Annotated in this window: 14 protein-coding genes; 9 read left to right on the forward strand and 5 right to left on the reverse strand. The window is 42.4% G+C overall.

The window, feature by feature from the left end:
* Positions 1 to 15: 15 nt before the first annotated feature.
* The 5 genes from RZO55_RS09150 (at position 16) to RZO55_RS09170 (ending at position 5,208) form a co-directional block, all read left to right on the forward strand.
* Positions 16 to 1,365 (forward strand): PTS galactitol transporter subunit IIC, encoded by a 1,350-nt coding sequence (locus RZO55_RS09150; protein WP_318063972.1) that lies wholly within the window; start codon positions 16 to 18, stop codon positions 1,363 to 1,365.
* Between the two features lie 90 nt (positions 1,366 to 1,455).
* On the forward strand, positions 1,456 to 2,505 hold the full coding sequence (locus RZO55_RS09155; RefSeq protein ID WP_318063973.1) for a galactitol-1-phosphate 5-dehydrogenase: 1,050 nt from the start codon (positions 1,456 to 1,458) through the stop codon (positions 2,503 to 2,505).
* Entirely contained in the window at positions 2,495 to 3,445 is a 951-nt protein-coding gene (locus tag RZO55_RS09160; RefSeq protein ID WP_318064137.1) for a 1-phosphofructokinase family hexose kinase, read from the forward strand. Before RZO55_RS09155 ends, RZO55_RS09160 begins: the two co-directional genes overlap by 11 nt.
* Positions 3,446 to 3,461: 16 nt before the next feature.
* Positions 3,462 to 4,313 (forward strand): tagatose-bisphosphate aldolase subunit GatY, encoded by an 852-nt coding sequence (gatY, locus tag RZO55_RS09165; RefSeq protein ID WP_318063974.1) that lies wholly within the window; start codon positions 3,462 to 3,464, stop codon positions 4,311 to 4,313.
* A gap of 13 nt (positions 4,314 to 4,326) precedes the next feature.
* Positions 4,327 to 5,208, forward strand: a complete 882-nt coding sequence (locus RZO55_RS09170; protein WP_318063975.1) for an aldose 1-epimerase family protein — start codon at positions 4,327 to 4,329, stop codon at positions 5,206 to 5,208.
* A gap of 118 nt (positions 5,209 to 5,326) precedes the next feature.
* Here the strand turns inward: RZO55_RS09170 and RZO55_RS09175 are convergent, their stop codons facing one another.
* Both RZO55_RS09175 and RZO55_RS09180 read right to left on the reverse strand, forming a co-directional pair.
* Positions 5,327 to 6,157 (reverse strand): PRD domain-containing protein, encoded by an 831-nt coding sequence (locus RZO55_RS09175; protein ID WP_318063976.1) that lies wholly within the window; start codon positions 6,155 to 6,157, stop codon positions 5,327 to 5,329.
* Between the two features lie 97 nt (positions 6,158 to 6,254).
* Entirely contained in the window at positions 6,255 to 8,381 is a 2,127-nt protein-coding gene (locus tag RZO55_RS09180) for a PTS sugar transporter subunit IIABC (protein WP_318063977.1), read from the reverse strand.
* Positions 8,382 to 8,899: 518 nt separating this feature from the next.
* Here RZO55_RS09180 and RZO55_RS09185 point away from each other — a divergent pair.
* A complete protein-coding gene (locus tag RZO55_RS09185; protein ID WP_318063978.1) occupies positions 8,900 to 10,927 on the forward strand; it encodes a beta-galactosidase in 2,028 nt (675 codons plus the stop codon).
* A gap of 67 nt (positions 10,928 to 10,994) precedes the next feature.
* Here RZO55_RS09185 and RZO55_RS09190 read toward each other — a convergent pair whose 3' ends face one another.
* The 3 genes from RZO55_RS09190 to RZO55_RS09200 form a co-directional block, all read right to left on the reverse strand.
* Entirely contained in the window at positions 10,995 to 11,195 is a 201-nt protein-coding gene (locus RZO55_RS09190) for a hypothetical protein (protein ID WP_318063979.1), read from the reverse strand.
* A gap of 95 nt (positions 11,196 to 11,290) precedes the next feature.
* Positions 11,291 to 12,643 carry an APC family permease gene (locus RZO55_RS09195; protein ID WP_318063980.1) on the reverse strand — a complete coding sequence of 451 codons (1,353 nt, stop codon included), beginning with the start codon at positions 12,641 to 12,643 and terminating at the stop codon, positions 11,291 to 11,293.
* 144 nt (positions 12,644 to 12,787) lie between these two features.
* Complete coding sequence (locus RZO55_RS09200; RefSeq protein WP_318063981.1) at positions 12,788 to 13,297, reverse strand: helix-turn-helix domain-containing protein; 510 nt, start codon at positions 13,295 to 13,297, stop codon at positions 12,788 to 12,790.
* Between the two features lie 166 nt (positions 13,298 to 13,463).
* On the opposite strand from RZO55_RS09200, the gene RZO55_RS09205 reads away from it, so the two are divergent.
* The 3 genes from RZO55_RS09205 (at position 13,464) to RZO55_RS09215 (ending at position 16,657) form a co-directional block, all read left to right on the forward strand.
* Positions 13,464 to 13,658 carry a helix-turn-helix domain-containing protein gene (locus tag RZO55_RS09205; protein ID WP_318063982.1) on the forward strand — a complete coding sequence of 65 codons (195 nt, stop codon included), beginning with the start codon at positions 13,464 to 13,466 and terminating at the stop codon, positions 13,656 to 13,658.
* Positions 13,659 to 13,886: 228 nt separating this feature from the next.
* Positions 13,887 to 14,813, forward strand: a complete 927-nt coding sequence (locus RZO55_RS09210) for a 1-phosphofructokinase family hexose kinase (protein ID WP_318063983.1) — start codon at positions 13,887 to 13,889, stop codon at positions 14,811 to 14,813.
* A complete protein-coding gene (locus RZO55_RS09215; RefSeq protein ID WP_318063984.1) occupies positions 14,810 to 16,657 on the forward strand; it encodes a fructose-specific PTS transporter subunit EIIC in 1,848 nt (615 codons plus the stop codon). The genes RZO55_RS09210 and RZO55_RS09215 overlap by 4 nt, the downstream gene beginning before the upstream one ends.
* Positions 16,658 to 16,659: the final 2 nt, after the last annotated feature.

The raw sequence follows: 16,659 nt of genomic DNA on the forward strand, positions 1-16,659 counted from the left end.
AAGGAGGAGTATAAGATGGGGGTATTTGGTGATATCATTAATTACATCATTCATATGGGCGCATCGGTAATGCTGCCTATTGTCATATCTGTTTTAAGCGTATGTTTAGGTGTGAGAGTGGGGAAAGCGATCCGGTCCGGATTGATGATTGGCGTGGGATTTGTGGGGCTTGGACTGATTGTCGATATGATGAATGCACAATTGGGACCTGCAGCAAAAGCAATGTCACAAAATTTTGGTTTGACTTTAAGTGTAGTGGATATTGGGTGGCCGGGAGCATCTCCCATGACATGGGCATCCAGTATTGCAACGGTTGCAATTCCGGTTGCAATCGGGGTGAACATACTTATGCTTGGATTGAAATGGACCAAAACAGTAAATATTGACATCTGGAACATCTGGCATATGACTTTTACTGGTGCCATTGCTTATGTGGCAACCGGAAATTTTGCAATAGGAATTGCAGGAGTTATTGTTCATGCAGCAATATCCTATAAGTTTGGAGATCTCTGGGCTCCTTTGATGTCGGATTACTTTGAACTGGATGGATTGACAGTGCCGCACGGTACCTCTGCCTATATGGCTCCGGTTGCCTGCGCCATCGATTATATACTGGATAAAATACCTGTTATTAAGAATATTGATATTTCTGTTGATTCACTTCAGGAAAAGGCAGGAGTATTAGCAGAGCCAATTGTAATTGGCGGAATTCTGGGTTCCGTTGTTGGATTTCTGGCAGGGTACGGACCTCAGGAAGCGTTACCACTTGGCATTAAGATGTCCGCCGTTATGGTATTAATGCCGAAGGTTGTAAAGTGTATTATGGAAGGTCTGATGCCCTTATCTGAGAAAGCAAAAGATATATTATCTAAAAAATTTGGCAGTGCTGATTTCTATATCGGACTGGATCCCGCAATTCTCCTTGGAGATCCTCAGGTAGTGACAACCGGACTTATTTTTATTCCTCTTACCATTCTAATAGCAATTATTGTACCGGGAAACACCATTCTTCCATTCGGTGACCTGGCAACAATTGGTTTCTTCATTGCGATTGCTGTTGCTGTGCATAAAGGAAATCTGTTCCGTTCCATTATATCCGGCAGTGCAATTATGTTCTTTACAATCTGGGTGGCCAATGAAACCATACCCTGGGTAACGAAACTGGCCCAGACCACCAATTCTACAGATGGTGCAAATTTAGTGGCGGCATTGGACCAGGGAGGGTGCCCGATTACATATATCTATACACAGATTTTTACACAGAAGAATATAATAGGCCTTATGGTTGTTGCGGTTATCTATACAGTTTGTATTGTTTTTGCAGTCATGCATTCCAGGAAGCGTCAACAGGATTTGAATGTTTAATAATTACTCGGTACATTAATATTTTTAAATTTTGGGGAGGGCAGAAGCGCTCTGTGGCATTTCTGCGCCCCAAAACAGAAAGGATTGTATATGAAAGCAGGAGTGGTTCATGCAAGGGGAGATATTCGTTATGAGGAAATTCCAACACCTCAGGTTAAGCCGGGGCAGGTTTTGATTAAGGTGAAGTACACCGGTATCTGTGGTTCGGATATTCCCAGAGTCAATGGCGATGGGTGTCATTTTTATCCCAATGTACTGGGGCATGAATTTTCCGGTACGGTTGCAGCGGTTGGAGAGGGAGTACATACAGTTTCGGCAGGTGACCGCGTGGCAGGAGTTCCCCTGGTTCCATGCTTGTCCTGTGAGGATTGCCAGAAGGGAGATTACTCTCTCTGTAAAAATTATAGCTTTATTGGTTCAAGGGAATATGGAAGCTTTGCTGAATATGTAGTGGTTCCGCAACGGAATGCAGTTAAATTCAGTGACGAAGTTTCGTTTGAACAGGGGGCTTTTTTTGAACCTTCTACCGTTGCACTTCACGGCCTGATTGGTGCTGATTATCAAGGCGGAGGAACCGTAGCAGTTCTTGGTGTAGGTACAATTGGTTTGTTTACCATGCAGTGGGCGAAAATCTTTGGTGCTGCAAAAGTGGTGGTTTATGATATTTGTGAGGAGAGGCTGGAACTTGCAAAAAGACTGGGAGCGGATGGAACGGTAAATACAAAGTCACCGGATTTTCTGGAACAGGCAATGGATGCTGTTGGCGGTAAGGGATATGAATATATTTTCGAAACTGCAGGTAATACGGAAACCATGAAACTGGCGTTTTTGCTGGCGGCAAATAAAGGCAAATTAAGTTTTATTGGTACACCTGCCAGAGGGTTGGTTTTTTCTCCAAAAGAGTGGGAAAACCTAAATCGGAAGGAACTTCATCTGACCGGATCATGGATGTCCTACAGTCCGCCGTTTCCGGGAAAAGAGTGGGATCTTACCGCACTTTATTTTAAGAACGGTCTCTTGAAATTTTCATCGGATCTGATTTACCGGATTATTCCTTTAAGTGAGATTGATTCTGCGTTTCAACTATTTCAGAGACCTGGGGAAGTAAAAGGAAAGATATTAATTGACAGTGAAAGGTAGTGATGTGCCAATGATAACAACAGTGACTATGAATGCCTCCATTGACAAAGCATATCAGATAAAAGGATTTTTATATCCTGGTACAGTGATGAGAGTGTCTGGTTACAGAAACAGTGCAGGAGGAAAAGGATTAAATGCAGCCCGTGTGATCCGTTTATGCGGTGTGCCGGTAAAAGCAACGGGAATAGTGGGAGGATGCAATGGTGATTATCTGTTAAATCTGTTAAGCCAGGATGGGATTGAATATGATTTCTTTCGGGTTAGAGGAGAAACAAGAAGCTGCATCAACGTTTTAGGGGAAGCGGGGTCATCAACTGAATTTTTAGAGCCGGGCTGTGAGGTTACAGAATCGGAGCAGGAAGATTTCCTGGAATTTTTCCGTCATACAATTCAGGATAGCAGCATGGTCATCTTATCAGGCAGTGTACCCAGAGGATTTCCACCTGACATATACGGCAGACTGATACGAATTGCCAGGGAATCTGAAAAAACAGTTTTTCTTGATACAAGAGGCAGCTACTTAAAAGAAGGAATTACAGAGAAACCGGATTTTGTAAAGCCGAATAAGGAAGAACTGGAAGAGCTGATGGGACGCAGGCTGGAATCCATGCAGGCGCTGATTGAAAGCGGAATTAAGCTGCACAAACGGAATATACGGTATGTGGTTGTATCTCTGGGAGCAGACGGAGCGCTCCTGATGTGTGATGATGGGTGTTTTCATGGGATATCACAACGGATTTATGCAGCCAATACAGTTGGCTGCGGTGACTCTATGGTAGCGGCTTTTGCAGCAGCATTGTACCGGAAAGAAAAACTGAAGGATTGTCTGGCTTACTCGGTTGCTGTATCAGCGGCAAATGCACTGTCAAAGAAGACGGGGTATTTTGAGCGGGATGACTTAGAGCGGGTTTTAGGGGGAGTGACCGTAAAACGGCTATGAGGGGAAAGGAGAAACTATGCCTCTGGTAACAACTAAAAAGATGCTTTTAGATGCGCAGAAAGGCAATTATGCCGTGGGAGCCTTTAATGTGGAGAATATGGAGATGGTGATGGCAGTCATTCAGGCAGCAGGAGAACTGAATGCGCCTGTTATTTTGCAGACCACACCTTCCACCGTAAATTATGCGGGACTGGAGTATTATCTGGCAAATGTAAGGGCAGCAGCAGAGAATGTCAACGTTCCGGTTGCCATGCATCTGGACCATGGTTCCAGTTTTAAATTGGCAATGAGGGCTTTGCGTATCGGCTATACATCGATTATGATTGATGGATCACGGGAGCTTTATGAGGCGAATATCAGATTATCCAGAAGAGTGGCAGATGCATGTGAAGCCTCTGGTATTCCGGTGGAAGCGGAACTCGGTAAAGTGGGCGGAAAAGAAGATGACCTGGACGGAGGCGGGGGGAGCGCCTATACCGATCCAAAGGAAGCAAGAGAATTTATTGAAAAAACAGGAGTTGATTCTCTGGCTGTTGCAATAGGTACCGCCCATGGCCTGTATAAGGGGGAGCCCAGGCTGGATTTAGACCGGCTTTCAGAGATTGCAGCAATGGTACCGGTGCCGCTGGTCCTTCACGGAGCCTCAGGAGTGCCGGATGAAATGGTAAAAAAAGCAATATCCTGTGGGATCTGCAAGGTAAACTATGCAACGGAACTGAGAATCGCTTATAGCGAAGGGGTAAAGGAAGTGCTTTGCCGGGAACCTGGTGCCATTGATCCGAAAAAATATGGTGCATTAGGAATTTATAAGGTTAAACATTTTGTTATGGATAAAATGCATACCTGTGGTTGTGTTGGAAAGGGGTAAGGGAAAATTACAAATGGTTTATGAAATCAGTAATTTTGCTCTGTCTGCGAAAGTCAGTGAAACAGGTGGAGAGCTGTTATCCATTCGGAATAAAAAGGGGAGAGAATTCATCTGGCAGGGGAATCCGGATTACTGGAGAGGTCACTCACCGATCCTGTTTCCGATATGCGGAAGCTTAAGAAATAATCAGGCCAGATTAAGGAACGGGAAAATGGTTAACCTCTGCCGCCACGGATTCGCGAGAAAAATGATATTTACCTGTGATTTTGCAGGAGGGGAAAAGGCTCAGTTTACGTTAGTGAGCAACGAAACCACGTTTGATGACTACCCGTTCCCGTTTTCTTTGGTAATCCGTTATGAACTGAAGGGAGCGTCTGTTGAGACCAGATACATTGTTACCAATACAGGGAATGAGGATATGCCGTTTTATATTGGCGGACATCCTGGGTTTTGTTGTCCTGTTGATAAGAATGCGTCATTTGAAGATTATCTGGTTGAGTTTGAACACGAAGAAACATGTACGATACCGGCCCCTGTTCTTGAAAACGGATTAATTAATATGGGAAGCAGGAGGAAGTTCTTAGATAAGCAGAAGGTTATTAAACTGACTAATCAAATGTTTGATAATGATGCAATTATTTTAGATCAGCTGCATTCCAGAAGGGTTCAGTTGATCCATAAAGACCGGACGCATGGTGTGGAGCTGGAATTTTGTGATTTTCCATATCTGATTCTGTGGTCAGTTCCAGGTGCGGCATTTGTTGCCTTGGAACCTTGGAGTGGACTTTCTACGTGCGACGATGAGGGGGATATTTTTGAAGATAAAAGAAATGTCATGATTTTAAAATCCGGAGAATCGCGAACGTATCGCTATACGATTAAATTATTGTCTTGATAATAATTCTTAAAAGACAGCAGCCCCATATTACTTTATATAAAGGGGCTGCTTGCTATTTTATTGTGAGATTTCAGATTACTGAAGTTCATTTCTCCAGCAGGCTATCCACAAGTGTTTATTCTTCGCTCAATAGTACACGTTCAATGTGCATGGCTAAATAACCGATTTCTACTTCTTTTATTTCCAGTTTTAATGCGATACTTAATTCGTCACAGATTGTAGTTGCTATCGTAAAGGAATCCGGAATTTTAAATTCCAGATAGTCATTGATGTTCAACTTTAATTCTTCGTTCTTTACCACTCTGGCTACCATATATTTTACATGGTTCATAAGCCTGTTATAAGACAGGGACATGACATCGATCTTACATTTTTTTTCATTTTCAATGATGTCTACACATCTTCTTACCGCCTCAGCCATCTTCATCGAGATTGAGGTGTGAATATCCTCTTTAGCAGCATGAATATGCAGGGAAACATATCCGATTTCATCATCATCAATATAAATGTTCTTTTCTTTTTTTAAAATATCACGTAAAATCAATGCTGCCTTAAATTCGCTATGGAATAATGCCTTTATATCTTCTGTGAGCGGATTATATATCTGCTCCCCATTCTGGATTCTCTGTACCGCAAATGAAATATGATCCGCCATTGGAAACAGGATGCCCCGGTCAAGCTTTCCAACCCTTTTCTCTGCCTCATCTAAAATTGCATTGGCGTATTCAAAATATTCAGGTGAAACACTCTTAACCAGATCTTTGTTCGTACCTCGTTCTGACTTTTCCTGTAAAGAGTAAACAGAGCAATCCTTTGCTGACTCAAAACGTTCTGATACCTTTTTCCCAAATCCAATTCCTTTTCCCAATAAAATATATTCTTTATTATCATTCATATCAATTGCGATTATACTGTTGTGATTTAATATCTTACTTATGCGGTACATATCGTAAACGCCATCCTCTCTGTATGTCTATTCTTTCCATTTTATCATGAATAAAACAGAAAGAATAGGACATTTACAATCGGCATTTTACTATTACTTATTCAAAAGTATCCACAGCAAATAATGGCTCACCTGCTTTAACCGCACCATTTGCAATTAGTCTTATCTCCTGATTATCCTGGAGTTCTGTGCAGATGACTGGAGAGCATATGGATGGTGCTGCTGTTTTTAAGTATTCTAAATCTATTTTAAGGAGTTTATCCCCTTTCTTGACCTTTTGTCCATTTTCCACAAATACCTCAAACCCTTTTCCGTTAAGTTTGACCGTATCCATTCCCACATGGATAATCATCGTGATACCAAGGTCCGTTTGATAACCTATCGCATGTTTTGTATCAAAAACAAAACAGACTTCCCCATCTTCGGGTGCAGTAACTATTTCTTCTGTTGGCGTAACTACAGCACCATCTCCCATCATTTTTCCTGCAAATCCTTCATCCGGCGCAGTTGTAATATCTGCAGCCTCCCCTGTAAACGGACTGGAAATGATTATGGAATTAATCACCTTTTTTTCTTCTTTAGATCTTACGTTTTCTGACGAATCATGGTTCTCTGTATAATTAAAGTCTGACTCCTCTGGTGCAGTCTCTAAATAGTCTTCAAAATTTGACTTGATAATAGTCACTCTCGGGCCATATATAATCTGTACGCCGTTTCCTTTATGCACGACACCACTGGCACCTGTTGCTTTTAACACATTATCGTCAACAAGTTTTCCATCTGTTACTGTGCAGCGAAGTCTTGTCGCACAACAATCCACTGATGTAATATTCTTCTTTCCTCCAAGGCCTTTTAAGATACCTGCTGAAACAAAGTCATCCAGGGTTTCTTTGTTTCCATTTTTTTGAGCATTTACATCGGCTCTTGTATACAGTTTTATTTCTTCCTGCTTATCACGGCCTGGTGTCTTTAAATCCAATTTCTTGATTAAGAATGAGAATAGAATATAATAAACCAGGAAATATCCAATACCTACGATTACAATCCATATCCAGCTGGTCTTTGCATTTCCCTGAAGTATACCAAATAAAAACATATCAATAAGTCCGCCGGAAAATGTCATGCCTACACCAACACCACATATATGCATGATCATATAGGCTGCGCCTGCCAAAACACAATGAATCCCGTACAGTAACGGAGCAACAAATAAGAACGTAAATTCAAGAGGTTCCGTGATACCTGTAAGCATTGAGGTAAGTGCTGCGGATAATAATAATCCTCCAACAACCTTTTTGTTTTCGGGTCTTGCAGTGCGGTACATGGCAAGTGCTGCTCCTGGAAGTCCGAAAATCATAAGCGGAAATTTTCCTGACATAAAACGTGTAGCCGAAACAGCAAAATGTTTTACAGTAGGATCTGTAAGCTGGGCAAAGAAAATATTCTGCGCACCTTCGATCATTTTGCCAGAAACCTCTAACCTTCCACCAATACTTGTCTGCCAGAATGGCAGGTAAAATACATGATGAAGACCAAATGGTATCAGAATCCTTTCCATGAAACCATAAACCCATGTTCCGGCATAACCACTATTTAAAACAACATTTCCTACTCCATATATTCCCAGCTGAACAACTGGCCAGACATAATACATGAGAATACCTACAAAAACATATACCACTCCGGAAACAATCGGTACAAATCGTGTTCCCCCAAAAAATGACAGCACCTGCGGAAGTTGTATCTTATAAAATTTATTATGAAGTGCTGCTACTCCTAAACCTACAATAATACCTCCAAAAACACCCATCTGCAATGATGTAATACCGCAAACGGAAGTTGTAGCACCTGCTAAAAGGCCTTCTCCATTATCATGAATACTGATTAATGAGCTAATAGAAGCATGCATAATAAAAAATGCAATTGTCGCAGCCAAAGCTGCAACTTCCTTCTCTTTATTTGCCATACCGATTGCAACGCCAATTGCAAAAATAATTGGTAAATTCGAAAATACAATATTACCTGCACTATTCATGATCTGTAGCAATGCATTGAGAACGGTTCCTTCGCCCATGACCTTTGTAAGCCCATAGGCGTCTAACATGGTTTGGTTGGTAAAAGAACCACCTATTCCCAACAGCAGACCAGCAACCGGTAAAATTGCTATTGGTAACATAAAAGATCTGCCAATTCTTTGTAGTACTCCGAAAATTTTGTCCTTCATTAATAAGACTCCTTTCAACTTCTTAATTATATAATCTTTGATTTTGAAATGCTTATCATAAAGCTTTTTCGTTTCCGGACACAAAAAAAGCATTAACCAGCATAAACATTCCAAAAATATTCATGCATAGTTAATGCCTGATTAATCAGTAACACACTATAACTGTTAAATTATATATTATTCTTTCAATTTTGTCAAACATTTTCATCTTGAGTTTCCGTAGATTTAACAACAGTACCTTCATTTCGTAGGTGATTTATTATAGATGAGTATAAACAGAGTTTCACTCTGGGCATTTATGGTAATAATACAGAGACAGAATTTGCTCCTTTTCTAAAGAAATTAAATGCGGCCGGATTTTTTACTGCTTTCCTCTGAAGAGAGAATCAGGTACAATAAGACCAGGAGGGATGTGATCGGGCTTTTGAGTAAAAAAGTGGAATGTATTCTATGTCTTGATGATAACCTCTGTATGAGGGGATTGAATAAATGTGAGTGGGGACTATGGAGAAGAAACGATGAATAAAAAAATTATAATGAGTCAGGAAAGGTTGCTGCACGGAGGTGATTACAATCCGGAGCAATGGCTGGATTCCCCGGATATTCTGAAGCGGGATCTGGAGCTTTTTTTGAAGGCTGGTATTAATACGGTCACAATGGGGATGTTTTCCTGGGCATTATTGGAGCCTGAGGAAGGAAGATACCAGATTGACTGGCTGACTGAAATCGTAGATCAGCTGTATCAAAAAGGAATTTACACAATTCTAGGAACACCTTCCGGGGCAAGGCCTCAGTGGCTGGCAAAGCGGTATCCGGAAGTACTGCGGGTTGATGAGAAACGACAACGGAATTTGTTTGGAGGACGGCAAAATCATTGCTATACATCTCCGGTTTATCGGCAGAAGGTTAGAAAAATCAATGTGATTTTGGCGAAAGAGCTGGGAAGCCATCCCGGTGTTCTGCTTATTCATCTTTCCAACGAATACGGAGGAGACTGTCATTGTCCGTTATGTCAGGAAAAATTCAGGGGCTGGCTGAAGGAACGCTACGATACGATAGAGGAATTAAACCGCAGATGGAGTACCACATTCTGGGGGCATACGTATCAGAGTTTTGAACAGATTGAGAGCCCTTCGTCCAAGGGGGAGCTGCTGCTTCATGCCTTGAATTTAGACTGGAAAAGATTTGTAACCGCCCAAACGGTGGATTTTGCCGCACAGGAAAAGAAAGCAATCCGGGATGGTGGCTGTCAGAAGCCTGTTACCACTAATTTTATGGGGGATTATGATGGGCTGAATTACAGAAAATTTAAAGGAGTTATTGATGTCGCATCCTGGGACAGTTATCCGGAATGGCATAGAAAACCTGTACCTCAGACTGCCGCAGAGACTGCGTTCCAGCATGATTTTATGCGCTCGCTGCTAAAAAAACCATTCCTGCTGATGGAATCATCGCCTTCCTCTACAAACTGGCAGGAGGTGAGCAAACTTCGAAAACCGGGAATACTGCACGCCGCATCTTTGCAGGCCGTAGCTCATGGCTCTGACAGTGTGCTGTATTTTCAGCTGCGCCAAAGCAGGGGGGCATCGGAAAAATTTCATGGTGCCGTGATTGACCATTATGGAGGTGAGGATACCAGGGTTTTTCAAGAAGTGTGTCAGGTTGGAGAGACACTTGGAAGGCTGTCAGAACTTGCTGGAACGGTTCAAAAACCAAAGGTTGCGCTGATCTGGGATACGGAAAACCGGTGGGCATTGTTTGATTCACAGGGACCTAGAAATGCCGGTATACCCTATAAAGAAACGGCAGAAAAGATGTATGCAGGAATGCGCAGGCTTGGACTTGATATGGATATCATTGACATGGAGGATGATCTGGAGAATTATCGTATTGTTCTGATTCCCATGCTTTATCTGTTCCGTGGAGGAATAGGGGATAAAATCAGGGAATTCGTAAAAAACGGCGGAACTGCTGTAATGACCTTCTGGTCCGGAGTAGCAGATGATACGGACCGCTGTTTTCTGGGAGGTGTACCTGGAAAATTAACGGATGTATTTGGTCTCAGGAGAACAGAAATTGATGGATTATATGAAGGGGAAGAAAATGCTGCGCTTCCAGTTAAAGATAATTTTCTTTCTCTGGAAAGAAGATATACCTGCCGGAATCTGTGCGAACTGGTAAACGTCTCGGATGCCAGGGTGCTTATGACCTATGAGAAAGATTTCTATAAAGATCTTCCGGTTGTAACCTGTAATCAATACGGAAAAGGGAAGGCATATTATATCTGTGCTGATATGGAACAGCAGTTTTATAACGATTTCCTGGAAGCAGTGCAAAAGAACGATAAGATTGAAAAACCCCTCCCTGATATTCCGGATGGAGTAGAAGTGACTACAAGAGAGTCTGAGGAAGCAACATATGTGCTTATACAGAATTTTAATGCAGATTCGGTTAATCTAAAATTGCCCGACCATGGCTGTGAGGTAATTTATGGAGAAACAGAGGGCAGTCTGAAGGGGCTTTCATCTGTTATAATAAAAATATAAATTTATGCTTTTATAAAATCAGGGCAGGAATCCTGTTTGGGGAATCCTGCCCTTGTATAGAATGATTCTAAATAGTAACATCTGGATTTTGAAATAATTTGAAATAAGTGATAGTCTCCTGATAATCTGCCTCATCTTTATATATATTTGCTGCTTTTCCAATGGCAAGTGCAAAATCCACATATTCATTACCAGGGCTTAATACGATATTGCCGTCTAAAGTTTGAGTATGATGTGAATTGGCTTCAATACATAGTGCCTCTGCCACAACATCCCTTCCGGCGCAAATACCACCGATTACTTTATTATTCTTTTTACATTCTCTGATTAATTGATTAAGTTCTGACAGCTCCCCTTGTTAAATTAGACTGTAGCTTTTGAGTTACTTAAGAAGAAAGCGCTAAATACCATAACAACAAAACATATGATAAGAAAAGCAATTACAGCAGTACCATGTGCATACCATGCGGCAATGATCATAAAAATACAGCCTGCAAGGGATATACAGGGCATTATGAACCGGTTAAATATGCTTAAACCTTTGCCTTTTACTATAAACATAATAAAGATAGGAATGTACAAACCATACACGGTAACAATGGGAAGTTCGGATGAATCAAAAGTGAAAAATCCGAACCAGCTGGCAGTAAGATTCGCACCGTAAAAATAAAACAGCCAGATACCACAGAGAAATAATCCTAAGATTGCAGAGTTAACAGGCATGTTGGTCATAGGGTCTACCTGATTGAAAACCTTAGGCTTCGGACCTAAACCTCTTGCTGCAAGAGAGTAAATTCCGCGGGTGCAGCCAAGCATCAGTCCGTTTAACGTCCCCAGACAGGATATAATTACAAATACAAATAACAGGTTGCCTCCGATTGATGTGAAGACAGTCTGGAATGCCAGTTTGGCTCCTGCTTCTCCGCCTGCCATAATTACTTCGTTCTTAACGGTGCCGGCGAGTCCGATGTAATACAGAATGTATGCGGTCATGGTAATTAAGGTTCCGGTAATCAGAGCGAGAGGAAGATTTCTTTTTGCATTCTTAAGCTCTGCATTAATACAGGTTGCAATAATCCAGCCCTCATAGGCAAAGCTTGCAGCAACGATGGCTGTAAACAGTCCGTTAGAGGTGCTTTGAGATACGGTATGTGTAAAGTTGTAAACGGTCATACCGTTGTGAAGACCGGTAAGAGTTCCGATAATTGCCATTAAAAAGAGAGGAATCAGCTTAATGACAGTGGTGCTTACCTGAAATTTTCCTGCTAAAACAGGAGATAAAGCGTTAATGGTAAAACTGGAAATAAGGTAAAGGCAGGCAATCGTCATACACTCACCTCCGGTAATGGAAAAACCAAAGATAACAGAAGTATACCGTGCGGATACCCATGCAAGGACGGAGGTGATTGTAGGATAGTAAATAATTGCCATAAAACTGCCAACGTAATAGGCAAATGATTTTCCCACCGTTGCCTCTGCATAGTCTACAATACCGTTAATGTACTGATATCTGGTAGCCATAACGGAAAATGTGTATGCACAGGAAATCATAATGATGCCGCCAATAACCCATGCAAGAATGCCCTGCTTTAAATCGCCCCCTGTTGCAGTCAGAATCTTTTCTGCCTTAAAAAATACACCGCTTCCAATTACGATGCCTACAACCATAGCGATGGCTGTAAATAAACCGTACTTTTTTTCTAATTTCGCTTCCATAGTTCAACTGTTCCTGCTCTTCTATCGTATTTTTGTGAAAAATCCTTTATATTTTATCATAAAATGATTTACAATTCAGCAAGATTTTATTACCAGGAGCAAGTTTTTTAACTGCGTAAACCTATGAGAAACAGCTGGGTCTGATTAATCTTTCTCTTCTTCACAGCCTTGGGATGCATTCTGGGATTGATTCCGGTACTTTGGCTGTTCGTATAGATCCATAATATAATCATTGGCTTTTCTTTTTGCGGAATCCGTAAGCGTTAAGTAAATCTTCGCCATAGCGGTGATCTTATAGCGGTCGTCCTGGCAGGCGTTTTCCAGAATCGCCCGTAAGCTGTCCGTGTGGTAGCCAAGGCCTTCGTCTTCCCTGAATAAGCAGGCGTTTTCTGCATCTGCATTGACATGCATCCAGACGGGCGCATCCCAGCTTGGATGTTCAAAGCAGTCGTCCTGCCAGCCCATCAGATATGCAGGGGTGGTTTTAAGAATGCCTGCCAGCTTTTCCAGAACATTGGCAGGTACCTTTTCTATGTGTCCGTTCTCATATCTGAAAATGGTAGACCTTGAAACGCCTAATTGGGCGGCTACATCGTCTGCACTCATCTCTAATTGATTTCTTCTTTCTTTGATTCTCTGACCAGTGATTGACATATTCATACCTCCTGAATGTATCATATCATCAATGTTGCAAAAATGCAACGGAAACAGGTGCGTTTTTGCGATTTATATATTGACTTTTTAATTTCTTTGAGCTATCCTTATATTACAGTAGTAGCATTAATGCAACTGGAAAGGGGTGTATTATTTGAACATACAAATGTTAAAGGAGAAGATGGCAGAATCAGCTTTGACTCAGGAAGCAGTTGCAGATGCCATTGGAGTAAGCAGATGTACATTTTATCGCAAGATGAAGAGAAAAGGGAACACGTTTACAGTGGAAGAGATGAACAAAATTATGAAGATGATCCCTCTGACAAAGGAAGAAGCAGCAAGAATTTTTTTTGCCTGGTAAGTTGCATTTATGCGACTGCATATGATCTGCAGAATTATTATAGATTATATGTCAACTTATTCCTGAGTGGTTACATAGACGCTGGTGTACCTGATTATCAGGTATTCCAGCGTCTTTTAGCAGGAGTGCTCCCGGATATGGATTTTCAGAAACTGAAAAGATTTTCACTGCCATTTTCTCTATAATAGCAGGTAAGCAGAATTTTCATAGAAAAGAGAGGTGGAATCAGTGATCTATACGTTGACAGCAAATCCGGCGATTGATATGAATCTCTCGTCTTGTGGAATTATGGGAAAGGTGGTGAACCGTACCTTTGATGCGGTTTACACTCCCAACGGAAAGGGGTTGAATGTCAGCTACTGCTTAAAGCGGTTTCAGACCCAGTCTGCTGTTCTGGGGTTTTTCGGGGGCTTTTCCGGTCGTTTTGTTGTTGATGAGACCAGGAAAAGGGGAATTAAGACTTATCCGGTCTGGGTGAATGACACAACCAGAATTAATATCTTTTTAAATGATGGAAAGGAGGAGTATAAGTTTGTAAATGAAGGTTCCTATGTTTCGCCGGGGAAGCAGAAGAATCTGTACAGGCTATTGGAGACACTCAACGATATGGATACGTTAATCATCAGCGGCAGTCTTCCAAAGGGGGTTAAGGATTCCTTTTACGATGAGGTGATGGAGATTTGCCAGAGAAAACGGACGCCCGTTATCCTGGATATCAGCTCACCACATTTAAAATATCTAATCGGCTGCCGGCCGTATCTGATTAAACCTAATGACGAGGAGATTAAAGAAATCTTTGGAATCGTGATGCGGGATGAAGCAGATGTTAAAGATGTGCTGAAAGATCTCTATGAAAGTGGAGCCAGGAATATTCTTCTCACCTTAGGAGATCGGGGGTCTTATTTTTATAATGGCAGTGCTCTGTACCATGCAGGGACGAAGAAAGTCCGGCTGGTCAGTTCGGCCTGTGCCGGTGATGCAGCACTTGCCGGTTTTTTAAGCATATGGATGAATCAGCCATATGAGATAGAGGGAGCATTAAAACGTTCCGCAGCAGTAGGAGCCAATGTGGCAGAGAGCAGCGGACTGGGTTTAATGGATAGAGTGGAAGATTATACAAAAGAAATTATTGTGAGAAAGGTGGAGGGTGTATGAGATTACTTGGAGTAACCGGTTGTCCTACGGGAATCGCCCATACGTTTATGGCGGAAAAGGCTTTAAAAGCGGCAGCTGAAAAACTGGGGTGTCAGATCAAAGTGGAAACTAACGGAGCCATAGGGGTTGAGAATGCTTTAACGGAGGCTGACATACAGGCGGCAGATGCGGTTATTATTGCCAGTGACAAGAGTGTAGATCTGGAACGTTTTAACGGCAAGCCGGTTCTGGAGGTATCGGTGGGAGATGGAGTCAGCAGGGCGGAGGAACTGGTAAAAGCATGTCTGGCTGGAAGTGTTCCTGTCAGGAGAGGAACGATCAGCCGCAATCTGAATCCTCAGCCGCAGCAGAATGCTGTCCGTCAGATTTATAAGCATCTCATGAACGGCGTTTCTCATATGCTTCCGCTGGTGGTGGCAGGAGGTGTTCTGACAGCGGTCTCTTTTCTGTGGGGAATCTATTCTTTTGATCCGGCATCGGAGCAGTATAATCCGATTGCTGCCCTGATCAAGTCGGTAGGCGGCTATTCAATGGGATTAATGGTCACGGTTCTGAGCGGTTTTATCGCCCAGTCCATTGGCGGGCGCCCAGGGCTCCTTGCAGGACTGGTGGGAGGTGCTATTGCGGCAGGAACGGATGCCGGGTTCCTGGGAGGAATTGTCTCCGGCTTTTTATCCGGATATCTTTCTCAGGGAGTTGTCAGCTCATTAAAAAGGCTTCCCAGGCAGCTGGAAGGATTAAAATCTATTTTTATAGTTCCAATCATTACCATTGGAGGTGTTGGCATACTGATGATGCTGTTTGCCCAGCCATGTGGGGCCCTCAACCAGTGGATGATGGCGGCATTGACAAAGATCCAGAATACCAGTCCGGTACTTTTGGGAATTGTTATTGGAACCATGTGTGCGTTTGATATGGGAGGGCCGGTTAATAAGGCGGCTTACGTGACGGGAACCGTTCTTCTCGGTCAGGGAAATTATTATTTTATGGCGGGCGTTTCGGCGGCCTGCATTACTCCTCCCCTGGTTCTCGCCATTGCCGCCACTCTTAAGAAAAACAGGTTTTCTGAGGAGGACCGGACTGCAGCAATGGTTAATTATGTCCTGGGTTTTACCCATATTACGGAGGGTGCCATTCCCTTTGCAGCAAAGAATCCATTGAAGGTAATACCGATTCTTATGCTGAGTTCATCTATTTCAGCCGTTTCCACGTATCTTATGAAGATAGAAGTGCCTGCGCCCCATGGTGGATTTCTGATTCTTGGTTTGGTTAATAAACCGGCTGCATGGGTTCTCTGCATACTACTGGGTTCTTTCATCGGCGCTATATTATATATTTTAGTGACTCCAGTTGCAAAAAAGGAGACAGCGCAGTGGAAAACGGCAGGGGCCTCTTTCCTTCCAGCCTCTTTAATAAAGGAGGAAACGATATGCCTTACTCTTGAAAATACCGGAAAAGAGGAGGTGATTGATGAGATGGTGGCAATGCTTTATGCAGATGGAGTATTGCAGGATGCAGAGGCATTTAAGAAAGAGATTATGAAACGTGAGGAAGTCTCTTCTACGGCATTTGGCGGTGGAATTGCGATTCCACACGGCAGATCACAGGCGGTTCGTATGCCTAGAGTTGCAGTTGGTTTATCAAGGAAGGGAATATCATTTGACTCATCGGATGGTGAACCGGTTTATGCCGTGTTTATGATTGCCGTGGGAGAGGAAGAAGATGATGTTCATTTAAAACTCCTTTCTGCTCTTTCTCAAAAGCTTATGGAGCCAGGATTTTTATCAAGGCTCAGGGAATGCAGGCAAAAGGACCAGATTACACGGCTGATTACGGAAGAATAGGA

The sequence above is a fragment of the Clostridium boliviensis genome (assembly GCF_033342255.1).
GTDB classification, from domain to species: Bacteria; Bacillota; Clostridia; order Lachnospirales; family Lachnospiraceae; genus Lacrimispora; species Lacrimispora boliviensis.

Coding starts and splice junctions, on each gene's coding strand:
- RZO55_RS09200 (WP_318063981.1), bottom strand. CDS start 13,297: ATGTCAATCACTGGTCAGAGAATCAAAGAAAGAAGAAATCAATTAGAG.
- RZO55_RS09185 (WP_318063978.1), top strand. CDS start 8,900: ATGAATAAAAAAATTATAATGAGTCAGGAAAGGTTGCTGCACGGAGGT.
- RZO55_RS09195 (WP_318063980.1), bottom strand. CDS start 12,643: ATGGAAGCGAAATTAGAAAAAAAGTACGGTTTATTTACAGCCATCGCT.
- RZO55_RS09215 (WP_318063984.1), top strand. CDS start 14,810: ATGAGATTACTTGGAGTAACCGGTTGTCCTACGGGAATCGCCCATACG.
- RZO55_RS09150 (WP_318063972.1), top strand. CDS start 16: ATGGGGGTATTTGGTGATATCATTAATTACATCATTCATATGGGCGCA.
- RZO55_RS09155 (WP_318063973.1), top strand. CDS start 1,456: ATGAAAGCAGGAGTGGTTCATGCAAGGGGAGATATTCGTTATGAGGAA.
- RZO55_RS09175 (WP_318063976.1), bottom strand. CDS start 6,157: ATGTACCGCATAAGTAAGATATTAAATCACAACAGTATAATCGCAATT.
- RZO55_RS09180 (WP_318063977.1), bottom strand. CDS start 8,381: ATGAAGGACAAAATTTTCGGAGTACTACAAAGAATTGGCAGATCTTTT.
- RZO55_RS09170 (WP_318063975.1), top strand. CDS start 4,327: ATGGTTTATGAAATCAGTAATTTTGCTCTGTCTGCGAAAGTCAGTGAA.
- gatY (WP_318063974.1), top strand. CDS start 3,462: ATGCCTCTGGTAACAACTAAAAAGATGCTTTTAGATGCGCAGAAAGGC.
- RZO55_RS09205 (WP_318063982.1), top strand. CDS start 13,464: ATGTTAAAGGAGAAGATGGCAGAATCAGCTTTGACTCAGGAAGCAGTT.